This window comes from Gryllotalpicola sp. (genome assembly GCF_027352875.1).
Classification (GTDB): domain Bacteria; phylum Actinomycetota; class Actinomycetes; order Actinomycetales; family Microbacteriaceae; genus Gryllotalpicola.
Window position 1 is genome coordinate 22736 of the sequence record NZ_DAIEII010000077.1, and the last position, 15465, is coordinate 38200.

Sequence of the window (15465 nt, forward strand, 5' to 3'; positions counted from 1 at the left end):
CGTGCGGCGCGGCACCCTGGTCTTCGCAGGTCTGGCCGCGGTGGTCGTCGGCGCCCTCGCTGCGGGCGCGATCGCGGCGACGGGGTATGCGGTGGTGCGGCCGACGACACCGGATGCCACGGTGTGGGTGCTGCAGGGGCAGGGCGCGGGCGCCCGCTACGCGAGCATCGACACCGCACTGGGCGAGGTGACCGGTGTGAAGAGCGTCGACGACCCGAGCGACATCGTGCAGGCGGGCGACGCGGCCGAGGTCTTCACGCAGTCGTTCGCGAAGGCGGCGCTCATCGACCCGGCGCGCCCCGCCGATCTTCCCGCCGATTCGAGCGCGCTGGCCGCGACCCCCGCGGGCACGGCGCACCTCGTCGCCGAGGACGGCTTCGTCGCCTACGTGACCGATGCCGGTCAGGTCTACGCCGGCCCCATCGGCCAGGCGCCGACGCCGATCGCGCCGGCCGGGGCGGTGTCGTACACGGCCGACGCCGTCGCGATCGGAGTCGACGGCATCCTCTACAGCTACTCGCACGCCGCGCGGGCGGTGCTGCGCGTCGACCTGGCCTCCGGCGCCGAGCTCGGCAGCGACCCTCTCGCCGACGGTCCGACGGCGGGCACGCTCACCGTGGTCGGCGGGCGCTGGGCGCTGCTGGATTCCGCAGGCGCGCGCCTGTGGTTCGCGGACGGCTCCGTGCCCACGGGCCTGGGTGCCGACGCCGCGCTCCAACAGCCGAGCGCGGGTGCCGCCGTCGCGGTCGTCGACCGCGTCGGCCTGTACTCGTTCGATCTGCGGACGGGCGTCAAGACGATGCTGACGACCGCGGGCGGCGGCTTCGCGGCGGCTCCCGTGGTCGCAGGTGGCGTGCTGTACGCGGCGTGGCTGCCGAGCGCGGGCAGCGGGCAGCTCTGGTCGGCATCCGGTGGCATGCGGAGCCTCGGCTACGGAGGCCGCACCGCGGCCGTCGATCCCGACCCGGTGTTCCGCGGCGGCGCAGCCGACACCGTCCTCAGCGACGGCGCGAACGGATGGTCGTGGTCGGTGCCGACCGGAGCGCTCATCACCGGCTCGCAGGACTGGCAGGCATCCGCCCTCGGTGGTGGCGGGCGGACCACCGGCACGCCGCACCGGGTCACGACGCCGAAGCCGCCCGTCGCCGTCGCCGACGCGTTCGGCGTGCGCGCGGACTCGCTCGCGGCGCTGCCGGTTCTGCTCAACGACTACGACCCGAACGATGATGTGCTGTCCATCGCGCCCGGCTCGGTGACCGCGGTATCGCCAGCGGGTTTCGGGGCGGTTTCGGTCACCGACGACGGGCAATCCCTCGCGGTCGCGGTCGCCGCAGGAGCGACGGGCACGGCGACCTTCAGCTACCGGGTCACCGACGGCACCTTCACCTCGCCGCCCGCCGAGGTCGCGCTCACCGTGCACCCGGCCGCCGAGGAGGGCACCCCGCAGTGGTGCGGCGTTGCAGGATGCCTGGCGCGCTGGCCCTCGCCCGAAGTGGCGCCGGGCTCGACGACATCGGTGCAGGTGCTTGACGGGTTCGTCGACCCGGACGGCGATCCGCTGTTCCTGGCGGGCGCGAGCGCGAGCGCCGGATCCGTCGTGGCCCAGCCCGACGGCACCGTCACGGTGAAGGCGCCGAGCGGATCGGGCGCGCAGACCCTCTCGGTCGCCGTCGTGGTCAGCGATATCGAGGGCAGGACCGCCCGCAAGACCCTCGACGTCGCGGTGGTGGCGGCGCCGGTGCTCGCACTGACTCCGTTCACGATGCTCACCACTGCGGACCAGCCGGCGACGGTCGATCCGGTTCCGCACCTCGTCGGCGCGGTCGGCCTGGTCGTCGTCACCGCGGCGAACCCGCCCGCCGGGGCGCCCGCGACGGTCTCGGTTGACGGTTCGGGCGCGACGTTCCGCTTCCTCTCGAGCACGCCGGGCAGCTACGCGGTGAGCCTCGGACTGCGCGACACGGCCTCGGGCGCGACGGCGCAGGGCGTGGTGCGGGTGACCGTGCTGCCGAAGGGTCAGCGGCTGCTCAGCACCGCGCCCGTCACCGTCTTCGTGCGAGCGGACTCCGACACGAGCGTCGACGTCTTCAGCGCGGTGTCGAACCCGTTCGGCGCCGTGCTGCTGCTCAGCGACGCGGTGGCGCACCCCGCCGACGGCGTCTGGTCGCTCAGCGCCGCGGCCGTCGCCGAGAGTCAGCTTCGCGTCGCCGGGCAGACGACCGACGGCAGGCCCGGCCTGCTCGGCACCGTGAGCTACACGGTGAGCGATGGCTCCGGCGATCCCGACCTCACCGCGCGGGGGCTCGCCACGGTGTATCTGCTGCCGGATTCCCCGCCGCAGCGACCCATCGCCGCCGATGACAGCGCGCGGGTGCGCGTGGGCGGCGAGGTCGACATTCCCGTGCTCGCGAACGACGTCTCCGCTTCGCGGGCGCTCGCGCTCGACCCGGCGAGCGTGTCCGCGCCGAAGGGTGCGGGACTCGCGTTCGCCGCCGGGCCAGTGCTGCGCTACCTCGCTCCCGCGCGCCCCGGCACGTACCGCATCCGCTACTCGGCCTACCCGGTCGGTTCGCCAGGCCTCGAGGACACGGCGACGGTGGCGATCACGGTCGTGCCGATGGGCGGCAACCGGCCGCCCCAGCCCGTCGGCCTCGTCGCGCGGGTGGCGGCGGGGCAATCCGTGAGCATCCCGTTCAGCGGGTTCGGGATCGACCCCGACGGCGATGCCGTCGCGCTCTCGCGCATCGTCAACCAGCCCGCGCACGGCACCGCCGCGATCAGCGCCACGGGCGACGCGATCGTCTACACGGCCGAGCCGAACGCCGGCGGGCGCAGCGTGCCCGTCTCGTTCGACTATGAGGTGCGCGACGCGCTCGGCGACACCGGGGTGGCCGAGGTGAGGGTCGGCGTCCTCGGCAGCCTGGTGACCGACCCCGCGCCCATCGCCTACTCGGACTATGTCGAGGTGCAGGCCGGGCAGCGCAACAAGGTCGTGGTGCTGCCGCTCGCCAACGACGTCGATCCCACCGGCGGGGGGTTGCACCTCGCCGCGGTCGCGCCCTACGCGCGGCCGGGCACGACCCGCTTCGCCGAGCTCGCCCTGCACCTGCCGAAGCAGGTCACGGGCGACAGCGTGACGATCACGGCGCCGAGCGAGAAATCCGGCATCGGCGCGCTCGACTACACATACGCCGTGACGGACGCGGCGGGCAACACGAGCACCGGGCTCATCGTCGTGCGGGTCGTCACCGGGCCGGTGCTGTCGTATCCCGTGGTCGCCGACACCGTCGTAACGCTGGCGCAGCGTGACGCCCTCGCCGCCGGCCTCGACGTGGTGGGCGGGAAGGTCGCCTGGTCGGGTGGCGACGTCTCGTCGCTGCGGATGACGCTGGTCGGCCAGCTCCCCGGGGTGAGCGCCGCAGGAACCTCGATCCGGGTGAGCCCGGTGCCGGCGGCCGGCCTCTTCGTTCCGTTCCGGCTTGCCGGCACCGACTTCGCGGGGCATCCGGTGGCGACCTACGGATTCCTCCGGATCCCCTCCGAGGACGACACCGTCGTGGCCCTGCGCGACGGCGCCGCCCAGACCGTCGCTGAGGGCGCGAGCGTCGGCTTCGACATGGCGTCGCTCGTCGCTCTGCCGAGCGGGTCCCGACTCGATGTCGACGCGCCCGGCGTTGCTGCGTCGGGTGCGCGTGACGTGGCGCGCTGCACGGCGGCCGGCACCCGCGTCACGTATTCGGCCGGCGCCGGGGCCCCGTGGCAGGACAGCTGCATCGTGCCGGTGCGCCTGGCCGGGCAGTCCCGCTACACGGTGGTAGCCGTGCCGATCTCCATCGTCTCGTCCGAGCCCGTGGTCAGCGCCGCGTCGCTCACCGCTGATCCGGGCGGCGCTGCGGCGAGCCTCGACCTCGCGCGGCTGACGACCTGGTCGACGGGCGACGTGGGCGCACTGCAGTTCGCCGTCGCGAACGCCGACTCGAGCCGGCTGTTCGCCGTCGCTCTGCACGGCCAGACGCTGACGGCGACGGCGAAGGATTCCGCGACGCCGGGCCTCGCCGAGCGGCTCTGGCTCTCCATTCCGGGTCGGCCTGCCGTGGCGAGGGCGGCGATCACCCTCAAGGTCGGCGTGCTGCCGGCGGTGCTTCCGATCGGGGCGAGCGTGGCGCAGACCTGCACGACGGCGTCGGCATCCTGCACGGTCAAGGCCGTCGGTGTCGCGGGCGAGGTCGATCCGTTCGCCGGCACTCCGCTCACGGTCGCTGCGGTCGATCAGAGCCCGGCCTGCCCCGCGGTGACGTTCGCGGTGGCGAGCCCGTCGCAGGTGGAGGCGAAGTGGGGGGCGTCCGCGCTCGGCGGCTCCTGCACGACGACGTTCACGGTCGCCGACGCGGCCGGCCGGCACGGCACCGGCGCGCTCGCCTTCACCCTGCAGGGTGCGCCGCTCGCCCCCGACTCCCTCGTGCAGACCGGAGCCGGCGAGGGCAGCGTGACGCTCGCGGTCGCCCCCGGCGCGGCGGCCGGCTCCTCGCCCGTCATCACCGGGTTCAGGCTCTACATCGACGGCTCGCCGGCCGGTGCGACCTGTTCGCCGAGCGGGGTCTGCCCGCCGATCACCGGGCTCGTCGACGGTGTCAAGCACCAGTTCGCGGCCGCCTCGGTGAGCGCGGCCGGCGAGTCGGCCGGGCGAGTCGAGACGACCGCATGGGCCTATCGGGCGCCGGCTGCGCCCCAGTCCGCGACGGCGGTCTCGGGGTACGACGCCGCGCGCACGACGGTCGACCGCGGCGCGGTCGAGGTCGTGATCACCTCGTCGGATGCCGCGACGAGCGCCTTCCGGGTGCGGGTGGGCGCGACGACGACGACCGTCGCCGCCGACCCCAGCGGCGCGACGCGGGTCGCCGTCGCCGCCGACGTCGGCGCCCAGTCCTTCGCGGTCACCGCGATGTCGAGCATCCCGCCGCCGCCGGGCGCGGCCGCCCAGGGCGGAACCGTCACCGGTTCGGTCGACGTCTACGGGTCGCCGATGCTCACGCCGCCGTCGGCGTCGAGTCTCGCCGTGCCGCAGCCCGGCCGGATCGTCGTCACCGACAGCGCCCGCACGGCGCATCCGTCGGACCGTCCGAGCGATCTCGAGTATGTGGCGGCGTCGGCCGGCGCCGCGCAGCCGTGCCGCGCCGACGCGGCCGGCGCGCTCAGCACGAGCGCTCCGACGAGCGGCGCGGTGACCCAGGCGCCCCCGACGATCGCGGTGGCGGCGGATGCCGCCTACGACGTCTACGCCTGCTTCAGCAACGGCTACGGCGTCGCGGCGGCCCTCATCGGCACGGTGCTCGCGACCCCCGCCCCCGCGCCGGGCGGTTACACCTACGCGATCGCGGACAGCGCGGCGCCGGGCGATCCGCCCGACTACTCGGGCACGGCGACCGGCCCGGCCGCTCCGAGCGGTCTTGCGGTCGTCTACGGCGGCGACGCCGACCCGGCGACCGGGCAGCTCTCGGCGTGGGGAGCCGTGCCCGCGGTGACGGTGCGGTACTGCCTCGCCGGCGACCTCAGCCGCTGCAGCCCCGGCACTGCGGTCGCCGCCGCCGCCGGCTCGGCCGGCTATCAGATGAAGTTCGCCCAGGCCCCGGTGCTGCAGTGCGCGACCGACGGCACGCTGTCGGTCGGGTACGACGCGACCTATCTGGACGCGCAGGATCTGCCGGCGCAATCCCTCGAGCGGGTCCAGTACTACAACTCGCGCGGTCGCCGCGTTGCCCCGGACTCGCCCGATATCGCGAGTGTCGCCGCGCGCTGGACCCTGACCTGGCCGACGGCCGACGGCTTCGCCCCCTACTCCCGGACCGAACGCGTCGCGTGCGGCTGAGCATCCGACGACCCGAGCAGAAAGCACCCGAGATGGCCATCACGCCCGAGCAGATCGACTGGTTCCAGAGCACCTTCCACTCCCTCGTCGACAACGTCGAGCGGGTGGTGCTCGGCAAGCGCCACGTCGTGGAGCTGGCGTTCACCGCCCTCGCGAGCGAGGGGCACCTGCTCATCGAGGACCTTCCGGGCACGGGCAAGACCAGCCTGGCGCGCGCGATGTCGCAGTCGATCGACGGCACCGCGAGCCGCATCCAGTTCACACCCGATCTGCTGCCGGGCGACATCACCGGCATCAGCGTCTACGACCAGCGCAGCGGGCAGTTCCAGTTCCACGCCGGACCGGTGTTCGCGAACGTCGTGCTCGCCGACGAGATCAACCGGGCGAGCCCGAAGACGCAATCCGCGCTGCTCGAGGCGATGGAGGAGGGCCACGTCACGGTCGACGGCGTCACCCGGTCGACGGGCCGCCCGTTCCTCGTCATCGCGACGCAGAACCCGATCGAGCAGGCGGGCACCTACCCGCTGCCCGAGGCGCAGCTCGATCGCTTTCTGCTCAAGACGTCGCTGGGCTACCCCGACCTCGCCGCGACGGTGCAGATCCTCGATGCGACGTCGGCCGTGCCGGCCGTGCTCGACCGCATCGTCACGCCGGAGGGCCTCGTCGAACTGGCGGATGCGGCCCGCGCCGTCCACGTCGACCCGATGATCCTCGACTACATCGCCCGCGTCGTCGACGCCACCCGCACCGCCGCGCAGGTGCGCGTCGGCGTCAGCGTGCGCGGCGCCCGGGCCCTCACGCGCGCGGCGAAGACCTGGGCGGTCGCGCACGGGCGCGGCTTCGTCACCGCCGACGATGTCAAGAGTCTCGCCGTGCCCGCGCTCGCCCACCGGCTCGTGCTCGACCCCGAGGCCGAGTTCGACGGCGTCACCGCGCACGCCGTCATCGGGCAGGTGCTGCTCGACGTCATCCCGCCGGAGCGGGGCGTCGGCGCGTGAGCACCGACCTGACCGCCGGGCTGCGCGCGGCGGCGCACGCGGTGACGCCGATCGGCTGGTTCGCCGTCGGCGCGGCCGTCGTGCTGCTGCCACTGGGCCTCGCGCTGGGCTGGGCCGAGTTCGCGGGCGCCGGATTTCTCGCCCTCGCCCTTCTCGCCCTCACAGCACCCTTCCTGCTCGGCGGCGGCGCGTATCGCATCGAGGTCGAGTTGCCCGCCGACCGGGTGGTTGCGGGCACCCAGGTGGACGCGGTTCTCCGGGTCGCGAACGCGTCGCGCCGGCTCGAGCTGCCGGGCCGCATCGAACTGCCGCTGGGCGCGGGCCTCGTCGAGCTCTGGGTGCCGCTGCTGCGCCCGCATCGCTCGCACGCCGTGTCCGTTCCGGTGCCGGCGCTGCGCCGCGGTGTCGTCGACGTCGGCCCGGTGCGCGCGGTGCGCGGCGATCCGCTCGGACTGCTGCGGCGCGAGCTCGCCTGGGCGGGGGTGCAGCGGCTGTTCGTGCACCCGGTGACGGCGGTGGTGCCGAGCACGACGACGGGCTTCGTCCACGACCTCGAGGGGGCGGCCACGCGCGAGGTCGTCGTCGACGACCTCGCCTTCCACTCGGTGCGGCCGTATGCGGCGGGCGACACCCTTCGCAGCATCCACTGGAAGTCGACGGCGAAGACCGGCTCGCTCATGGTGCGCCAGTTCGAGGAATCCCGCCGGTCCCGGCTTGGGGTGGTGCTCGCGCTCCGCGAGGACGAGTTCGGCGATGGCGACGGCTTCGAGACGGCGGTGAGCGCGGCGGGCTCGCTGGGGCTGAGGGCGATCCGCGACGGCCGTGACCTTGCCGTCATCGCGCCGGGCGCGCGTCGGGGCATCCGCGAGCTCAGCGTGGTCTCGGGCCGGGCGCTGCTTGACGAGCTGAGTCTCGTCGAGCGCGGCGCGGACGCGGTCGCAGTCGAGTCGGCCTGCGCGCTCGCGGGGCGGGCGGTGCCCGATCTGTCCATCGCGTTCGCCGTCGTCGGTTCCGGTGTCGGCGTGCGCCGGCTGCGCGCCCTGCAGCTGCGCTTCCCGCGCGGCGTGCAGCTCGTCGTCGTGGTCTGCGACCCGGATGCCGCGCCCGGCCTGCGCGTCCTCGGCGGCACCCCGGTGTTCACCGTGGCCCTGCTCGACGACCTCCCGCCGCTGCTCGCGAAGGCGGCCGCGCGATGACGGCCGCTGCGCCCCGTTCGTGGAGCACCCGCGAAGCGGCGCATCGCAAGCCGGGCACCCTGCTCGTCGACGCCGTGCTCCTGCTCGGCGTCCTCGTCGCCGGAACCCTCGCCGCCTGGCCGATCTACGCGACCCCGTGGCTGCTCGTCACCGCGGCGGGTGGCGCGCTCATCGGCGCGGGCGCGGTGCTCGTCGGCCACCGGTTCGCCCTCGCGCCGTGGGCGGCGGGCGCGATCGCGGCCCTCGCCATCGCGGTGCTCGGGATTCCCCTCGCGACGCCCGCCGCGCTGTCAGGCATCCGCTCGCTCCCGGCCCTGGCGCAGGCGGAGTCCGCCATGCTCGCGAGCGTCGTGACAGGCTGGCGCGACCTCATCACGGTGCCCGTGCCGGTGGGCGACTACCAGGGGCTGCTCGTCCCGTTCCTCGTGGTGGTCGGGGTCGCGAGCGCGGTCGCAGCCGCGCTGGCGACGAGCCCGAGGCGGTGGGCGGTGCCGTTCGCGCCGGCCGTGCTGCTGCTGCCGCTGGGGTTCGGCGTCGGGTTCGGCTCGAGCGATCCCGGAACCCCGCTGATTCTCGGCCCGGTGGTGATCGCGGCCCCGCGTGCCGCCTTCGCAGGGCTTCTCGCGGTCGGCGCGGCCATCGCGTACCTCGTGCACCGCGCCTGGGCCGAGCGGCGGGCAGCGCTCGCCCGGGCCGCGGTCGCGCGCGCCGTCCCATCGCTCGCCGGGGTCCGGCGCGGCGGGCTCGGCGCGGCGGTTTCGCTCGTGGCGGCCGCGATCGCCATTGCGGCTGCGGGGGCGGCGACGCCCGGCGTCCGCGAGGTGCTGCGCACGACGGCCGAGCCTGTGGTGCTGCTGCCGCAGTACGCGAGTCCGCTGACGGGCTACCGCGCGAGCTTCGCCGACGCGGAGTACGGCCGGATCCTCTTCCGGGTCTCCGGCGACACTGCGGCCGTGCCGCGGCTGCGCCTGGCGGTGCTGTCGAACTATGACGGGCTGCGGTTCTCGGCGCCGGGGCCCGGGAGGTCGTTCGCCCGCATCCCCCAGCTCGAGCGCCGCGCCGCCGGGCTCACGGTCTCCGATGCCGGCTATACCGGGGTGTGGCTGCCGGCTGCCACGGGTCTCGCCAGCGTCTCGTTCGGCGGAGCGCGCGCCGCCGCGCTCACGGACGGCTTCGCCTACGACCTCTCCGCCGATGCCGGAATCGACTCCGCCGGGCTGCGACCCGGCGACAGCGTCACGCTCGCCGCTGCTCCACACGCGGCGCCCGCGCTCTCCCAGCTCGTCGCGCCGGCCGATCCGGTCCTCTTCCCCGATGCGGTCTTCCCGGCGAGCCTCGGCCGGTGGATCGACGCACAGCAGCTCGCCCCCGACGCGAAGGGCCTCGGGACGGCCGTTCGGCGGCTGCGCGAATACGGCTACCTGAGCCACTCGCTGGAACTGCCCGGGGCGGGAAGCTGGTTCGAGGCCCTCGGCGAGCCGTCGTTCGAGCCGAGCTACGCCGGCGAGTCGACTGATCGCGTCGGGGCGCTGTTCACCGCGCTGCTCGCGAAGCCGGGCGAGGTCGCCGCGGTCGGCGACGACGAGCAGTTCGCCGTCGCGGTTGCGCTGCTCGCCGAGCACTTCGGTTTCCCCGCCCGCATCGTGCTCGGCTTCGACCTGGCCCCGACGGCCGACCCCGACGCGATGCCCGCGTGCGCGGCAGGGGAGTGCCGCGGTGCCGATCTCACCGCGTGGGTCGAGGTGCAAGGCGCCGGCGGGGAGTGGGCGATCGTCGACGTGACGCCGCAGCACACGGTGCCGCCGCGCCCCGACACCGCCCAGGCCGCTGAGCCGCACAATCCCACCGAGGTGACCGCGGCGACGGCGACCGACCAGCAGCCGCCGGAGGCTGCGCCCGCAGGCGCCGCGCCGCGGGCGCAGCCGTCGACCCGGCAGCCCGCCGCCGGAGTCGACTGGTTCGGGGCGCCTGCGCGCATCGGCGTCGCGTCGGTGCTGGGCCTCCTCGTCCTCGCCTCGCCGCTGCTCGCGATGCTGCTCGTCAAGGCACTGCGCCGCCGGTCGCGCCGCCGTGCGGCCGTTCCGCGCGCGCGGATCGCCGCCGGCTGGGACGAGTACGTCGACGACCTCGTCGACCGGGGGATCCCGGTGCTCGCGACCGCGACCCGCACCGAGGTGGCCGGTGTCTCGGTCCTGGCGACTCTGGCCGACGCGGCCGCCTTCTCCGACATCGCCCCGACCGAGGCGGACGCCGACGCGTTCTGGGCGCTCGTGGGTGAGGAGAAGGCTGGTTCCCGACGCCGATCCGGGCTCCGGCGCCACCTTCTCGCCGCGCTCTCGATCCGCTCCTTCCTCCGGCGGGCCCGCCCCGCCTCCGGGCCGAACCCGGCGAAGAAGGCGCGATGAGCGACGCCGTCGGCCCTGACGCCGCCGCCGACACCGCTCCTGCCGACCGCACCGTCCACCTGCCCCGTCCCCCTGAACGCGACCCCAACTCCGGTTCAGGACCGACTCGACCGGATGATCCGCTCGGCACCGAGCTGAACCGGAACACGCGTCAGCGATCGGATCCGCGTCCCGCGTCGAGCACCTATCCGCCGCGTCGGCACGTCCTGGCGGGGGATGACCCGATCGACGCCGCTCCGGGGAGGTCCGCCCCGCCGTCGGCCCGTCGCAGTGGAAGAATGCTTCCCGCGGGCATCCCCGCCGATGTCGCTCGCGCCCGCGAGCGCGCCGAACGTCGCAGCGCGATCCTTGCGCTCGGCCTCGCTGCCGCGATCACCCTCGCGGTGACCGCGGCCGGCGTCGCAGGTCTCGTTCTGCTCGCGCGGTGAACCGCAGACCGCGAGACGGCACGACCGCGAGGTCGCATCGCCGAAAAGACCGAAAGAGCCGCCCTGTCCTTGGAATCCGTCCGCATCAGTGCGGGCTTCGCGACCCACACGGGGCACCATCGCGCCGCGAACGAGGATTCCTACCTCGCCGCCCACCCCCTCTACATCGTCGCCGACGGCATGGGCGGCCACGATGCCGGCGATCGCGCCTCGCAGGCGGTGGTCCGTGCCTTCCGCCCGCTCGCGGGCCGCGACGGCGTCGCGGTCGAGGACGTCCGCGACGCGATCCGCAACGCGCAGGCCTTCGTCGGGGCCATCGCGGCGACGACAGTGCGCGGGGCGGGCAGCACGCTCACCGGGCTCGTCCAGATCGTTCAAGACGGTGCCCCGCACTGGCTCGTGGTCAACATCGGCGACTCGCGCGTCTACCGTGCGAGCGCTCGCGGCCTCGAGCGCCTCACCGTCGACCACTCGCTCATGCAGCAGGAGCTCGACAACGGCAACCTCCACCCCGATGACGCCTCGGCGTACCCCTACCGCAACGTCATCACGCGCGCGGTCGGTGCCGCCGCCAGTCCGCCCGACTTCGGCCTGCACCCGGTGCTGCCGGGCGAGCGCTTCCTGGTGTGCTCCGACGGCCTCACGAACGAGGTGGCGGAGACTGAGATCTACGAACTCCTCGCCTCGGGTCAGGATTGTCAGCTCACCGCCGACCGCCTCATCGAACGCGCTCTCGAGAACGGCGGCCGTGACAACGTGACCGTCGTCGTGGTCGGCGTCACCGCCTGAGATCGCGAAGCCCGCCCGGACACGAGGGCCTGGTCTTCCTCCACATCCCGCCTCCGGCCCGCGAGCGCAGCGGGACGGAGTGCCGAGAACCCGCTGGTGCGCGCGCCGGCCTTATCAACGGGCGATGCTCCTCGCCGTCGCAGCCTTCCTCTACCTTGCGGTGATCTCCGTCGTGCTCGCGCTCGCCGATCTGCGCACCCGCACCCTTCCCGACGTCGTGGTGCTGCCGTCGTACGCGGTGGCCGCGGTGCTGCTCGGTCTCGCGGGCGGTCTCGACGGCGACTGGCAGGGCCCGACCCGTGCGGCGATCGGTTCCGTGGCGCTGCTCCTCTGCTATGCCGCGATCGCGCTCGCCGCCCCTGGCGTCATGGGCTTCGGCGACGTCAAGCTCGCCGGTGTGCTGGGTATCTACCTGGGTTTCCTCGGCTGGGGGCCCCTGGTGGTCGGTGGCGTCGCCGCTTTCGTGCTCGGCGGACTGTTCGGTGTGGGGCTCCTCATCGCCGGCCGCGCGAGCCGGGGCAGCGGAATCCCGTTCGGCCCGTGGATGCTCGCGGGCACCTGGCTCGGCACGGCGGCGGGCGGGCAGATCGCCTCCTGGTATGCGGGACTGCTCGGCTAGCCTTACGGGATGCCGCTCTACCTCGAGGACTTCATCGCGGGTCAGACCTTCACAACCGCGGGCCGCACGATCACCGAGGCCGACGTCTACTCGTTCGCCGCCTGGACCGGAGACAACAACCAGGTGCACACCGACGTCGAGTTCGCGAAGGGGACCCGCTGGGGGCAGCGCATCGTCCACGGCATGCTCGGCGCCTCGCTCTGCCTCGGCCTCATTGCGCGCACCGGCCTCTTCGAGGGCAGCGCGATCGCGCTGCTCGGCATCGACGACTGGACGTTCACCGCCCCCGTCTTCATCGGCGACACGCTCACGCTCAGCGTCGAGATCCTCTCGGCGCGCCCGACGAGCAAGGGCGGCTACGGCGTCGTCGAGCGCCATCTCACGCTGCGCAACCAGCGCGGCGAGACGGTCCAGCAGGGGCGCATGGACGTCATGGTGCTCGCGCGTCCGGTCGAGTCCCCGGCTTCGTAACTCTCCGGCGGATTCCCCGGAGAAGTCCGCTGCCGCGGCTAGCCTGACCGCATGTCCGATCAGACTCCGGCGCCCGAAGTCCCCGAGGAACCGTCGGTGGCCGGGCCCGTCGAAACCATCGCACTCCCCGACCCGGTCTCAGCCGCGCAGCACGCCAATGCCGCCGAGCCCGCGACTCCAGTGGCCGGGCCCGCCGAAACCACGGCGGAAGCGCTGGTCGAAACCGCCGCGGAGGCGCCTGTCGAATCCCCCGCCTCCCTCGACGCCCCGACGACCCTGTACCAGCCCCCGGTCACCGGCGGCTACCCGCTGCCGCAGCCGACGTTCGTCGCCGCGCCCCTCCCCCCGACCCCGCGGGGCAACCGCGGCTTCGGAATCCTCTTCGTCATCGTCGGCGCGATCGTCTTCGGCGTCCTCGAGTGCGCGGCGGTCTACGGACTGCTCGACCTCGAGTTCGGCGGGGCCGCCGCTGACGCCCAACTCGGCCTGTTCCTGCAGAGCTGGTCGTTCTGGCTGCCCTTCGCGGTGTTCACCCTCGCCTTCCTCGCCCTCACCGCGATTGCGAACCGCGGCGGCTGGTGGGCCTATGTGCTCGGCGCGATCCCGATCGCCGCCCTCGTCTTCGCCGCCTATCTCGGCGCCGCACTCTTCACCCTCAACCCGTGGGAGAACTCGTGGGGTGAGGTCGGCCAGAAGCTCGGGGACTTCCTCCAGGCCCAGACCACCTGGGTCACGGTGAGCGCCATCGCCGTGGTCATCGCCCTCGAGGTCGTGACGTGGCTCGGCCTGCCCGTCGCCCGGCGCGGCAAGGCGGTCGCGCAGCGCAACGCCGAGGCGAAGGCCGGGTTCGCGGCCGAGCACCCCGGTTTGCCGCCCGTGCTCTGACGCGCGTATCATGGACAGGGTGTGCGCCTAGGCGCACGCCTTCGCTGTGTGCGGGCGGTCGGATCCACTGGGCTCGATCGCGCGGGCGCATCCAGAGACCAGCTGAGAGCAATCCAGGGTCTCCCACGGCATATCCATCACGCAATACCGGTTTCGTTCGATGCCGGGGTGGGTTCCGATGGGCAACAACACCATCAACCGCTGTCACCGTGCAGCACTAAACAGGAGCATCATTGCCTACCATTCAGCAGCTGGTCCGCAAGGGCCGCTCGCCTAAGGTCACCAAGACCAAGGCGCCGGCCCTCAAGGCCAATCCCCAGCAGCGCGGGGTCTGCACGCGGGTCTACACCACGACCCCCAAGAAGCCGAACTCGGCTCTCCGCAAGGTCGCCCGCGTCAAGCTCTCCAACGGCACCGAGGTCACGGCCTACATCCCCGGCGAGGGCCACAACCTTCAGGAGCACTCGATGGTGCTCGTGCGCGGCGGTCGTGTGAAGGACCTCCCCGGTGTGCGCTACAAGATCATCCGCGGCGCGCTCGACACGCAGGCCGTCAAGAACCGCAAGCAGGCCCGTAGCCGCTACGGCGCGAAGTTGGAGAAGAAGAAGTAATGCCTCGTAAAGGTCCGGCTCCCAAGCGTCCGGTCGTCGCCGACCCGGTATATGGCGCCCCCATTGTTTCGCAGCTCGTCAACAAGATCCTGCTCGACGGCAAGAAGGGTCTCGCCGAGCGCATCGTCTACGGCGCGCTCGCCGGTGTCGAGTCGAAGATCGGCAGCGACCCGGTCGTCACACTGAAGAAGGCGCTCGACAACATCCGCCCCACCCTCGAGGTCAAGAGCCGCCGCGTCGGCGGTTCGACCTACCAGGTTCCGGTCGAGGTCAAGCCGCACCGCGCCAACACCCTCGCCCTGCGCTGGCTGACGAGCTACTCGAAGGCCCGCCGCGAGAAGACGATGACCGAGCGTCTCACGAATGAGATCCTCGACGCGTCGAACGGCCTGGGCGCCGCGGTGAAGCGCCGCGAGGACACGCACAAGATGGCGGAGTCCAACAAGGCGTTCGCGCACTACCGGTGGTGACCTGCTCGCGGCGGGGGTCCGTCGGACCCCCGCCGCGTCACCACTTCAACGCCCGCAAGGGCGACGGCGTGGCCTTGAATCAAGACTTCTGAATTAGATCGAAACCCCCGGAGGATTCCCGTGGCACTTGACGTGCTCACTGACCTGAGCAAGGTCCGCAATATCGGCATCATGGCGCACATCGACGCCGGCAAGACCACGACGACCGAGCGCATCCTCTTCTACACGGGCATCACCCACAAGATCGGCGAGGTCCACGACGGCGCCGCGACGATGGACTGGATGGCGCAGGAGCAGGAGCGCGGCATCACCATCACCTCCGCCGCGACGACGTGCTTCTGGAACAAGAACCAGATCAACATCATCGACACCCCCGGCCACGTCGACTTCACCGTCGAGGTCGAGCGCTCGCTTCGCGTGCTGGATGGCGCGGTCGCCGTCTTCGACGGCAAGGAGGGTGTGGAGCCCCAGTCTGAGACCGTCTGGCACCAGGCCGACCGCTATCATGTGCCAAAAATCGCCTTTATTAATAAGATGGACCGCATCGGGGCCGATTTTAACAACACGGTAAGCCAGATCGAAGAGAAGTTTCGCACCATTCCCCTGCCCGTTCAACTTCCGATCGGTGTCGAATCCGACTTCAGGGGCATAGTCGACCTTGTTTCCATGAAGCAGATAGTGTGGCTGGATGAGACTCTGGGGGCCGAATTCAAAATGGAGGAAATAG

12 protein-coding genes are annotated in these 15465 nt (G+C 72.8%); all 12 read left to right on the top strand.

The annotated features are described in order from the left end of the window. Position 1: 1 nt before the first annotated feature. Entirely contained in the window at positions 2-5866 is a 5865-nt protein-coding gene (locus M7D61_RS09170; protein WP_298229738.1) for an Ig-like domain-containing protein, read from the top strand. Positions 5867-5898: 32 nt separating this feature from the next. Next, entirely contained in the window at positions 5899-6864 is a 966-nt protein-coding gene (locus tag M7D61_RS09175) for a MoxR family ATPase (protein WP_298229740.1), read from the top strand. After that, the gene (locus M7D61_RS09180; protein ID WP_298229742.1) at positions 6861-8060 is read left to right on the top strand and encodes a DUF58 domain-containing protein; all 1200 of its coding nucleotides are present in this window, start codon (positions 6861-6863) and stop codon (positions 8058-8060) included. Before M7D61_RS09175 ends, M7D61_RS09180 begins: the two co-directional genes overlap by 4 nt. Next, complete coding sequence (locus tag M7D61_RS09185) at positions 8057-10465, top strand: transglutaminase-like domain-containing protein (protein WP_298229744.1); 2409 nt, start codon at positions 8057-8059, stop codon at positions 10463-10465. The genes M7D61_RS09180 and M7D61_RS09185 overlap by 4 nt, the downstream gene beginning before the upstream one ends. Continuing rightward, positions 10462-10893: a hypothetical protein gene (locus M7D61_RS09190; protein WP_298229746.1), complete on the top strand. Its 432-nt coding sequence runs from the start codon at positions 10462-10464 to the stop codon at positions 10891-10893. The genes M7D61_RS09185 and M7D61_RS09190 overlap by 4 nt, the downstream gene beginning before the upstream one ends. A 69-nt stretch (positions 10894-10962) precedes the next feature. Next, on the top strand, positions 10963-11682 hold the full coding sequence (locus M7D61_RS09195; protein WP_298229748.1) for a protein phosphatase 2C domain-containing protein: 720 nt from the start codon (positions 10963-10965) through the stop codon (positions 11680-11682). Between the two features lie 124 nt (positions 11683-11806). Continuing rightward, on the top strand, positions 11807-12301 hold the full coding sequence (locus tag M7D61_RS09200) for a prepilin peptidase (RefSeq protein WP_298229750.1): 495 nt from the start codon (positions 11807-11809) through the stop codon (positions 12299-12301). A gap of 9 nt (positions 12302-12310) precedes the next feature. After that, positions 12311-12772, top strand: a complete 462-nt coding sequence (locus tag M7D61_RS09205) for a MaoC/PaaZ C-terminal domain-containing protein (protein WP_298229752.1) — start codon at positions 12311-12313, stop codon at positions 12770-12772. 51 nt (positions 12773-12823) lie between these two features. Continuing rightward, positions 12824-13657 carry a hypothetical protein gene (locus M7D61_RS09210; RefSeq protein WP_298229754.1) on the top strand — a complete coding sequence of 278 codons (834 nt, stop codon included), beginning with the start codon at positions 12824-12826 and terminating at the stop codon, positions 13655-13657. Positions 13658-13890: 233 nt separating this feature from the next. Then, the gene (gene rpsL / locus M7D61_RS09215; protein ID WP_298229756.1) at positions 13891-14268 is read left to right on the top strand and encodes a 30S ribosomal protein S12; all 378 of its coding nucleotides are present in this window, start codon (positions 13891-13893) and stop codon (positions 14266-14268) included. Next, positions 14268-14738 carry a 30S ribosomal protein S7 gene (rpsG, locus tag M7D61_RS09220; protein WP_298229758.1) on the top strand — a complete coding sequence of 157 codons (471 nt, stop codon included), beginning with the start codon at positions 14268-14270 and terminating at the stop codon, positions 14736-14738. The genes rpsL and rpsG overlap by 1 nt, the downstream gene beginning before the upstream one ends. Positions 14739-14858: 120 nt before the next feature. After that, on the top strand, positions 14859-15465 hold a 607-nt coding region (locus M7D61_RS09225), incomplete at its 3' end, for a GTP-binding protein (RefSeq protein ID WP_298229760.1).

Bases quoted from the DNA above. Each gene is read 5' to 3' on its own strand.
- M7D61_RS09200 (WP_298229750.1), top strand. From the start codon at position 11,807: ATGCTCCTCGCCGTCGCAGCCTTCCTCTACCTTGCGGTGATCTCCGTC.
- rpsG (WP_298229758.1), top strand. From the start codon at position 14,268: ATGCCTCGTAAAGGTCCGGCTCCCAAGCGTCCGGTCGTCGCCGACCCG.
- M7D61_RS09210 (WP_298229754.1), top strand. From the start codon at position 12,824: ATGTCCGATCAGACTCCGGCGCCCGAAGTCCCCGAGGAACCGTCGGTG.
- M7D61_RS09205 (WP_298229752.1), top strand. From the start codon at position 12,311: ATGCCGCTCTACCTCGAGGACTTCATCGCGGGTCAGACCTTCACAACC.
- M7D61_RS09175 (WP_298229740.1), top strand. From the start codon at position 5,899: ATGGCCATCACGCCCGAGCAGATCGACTGGTTCCAGAGCACCTTCCAC.
- M7D61_RS09185 (WP_298229744.1), top strand. From the start codon at position 8,057: ATGACGGCCGCTGCGCCCCGTTCGTGGAGCACCCGCGAAGCGGCGCAT.
- M7D61_RS09190 (WP_298229746.1), top strand. From the start codon at position 10,462: ATGAGCGACGCCGTCGGCCCTGACGCCGCCGCCGACACCGCTCCTGCC.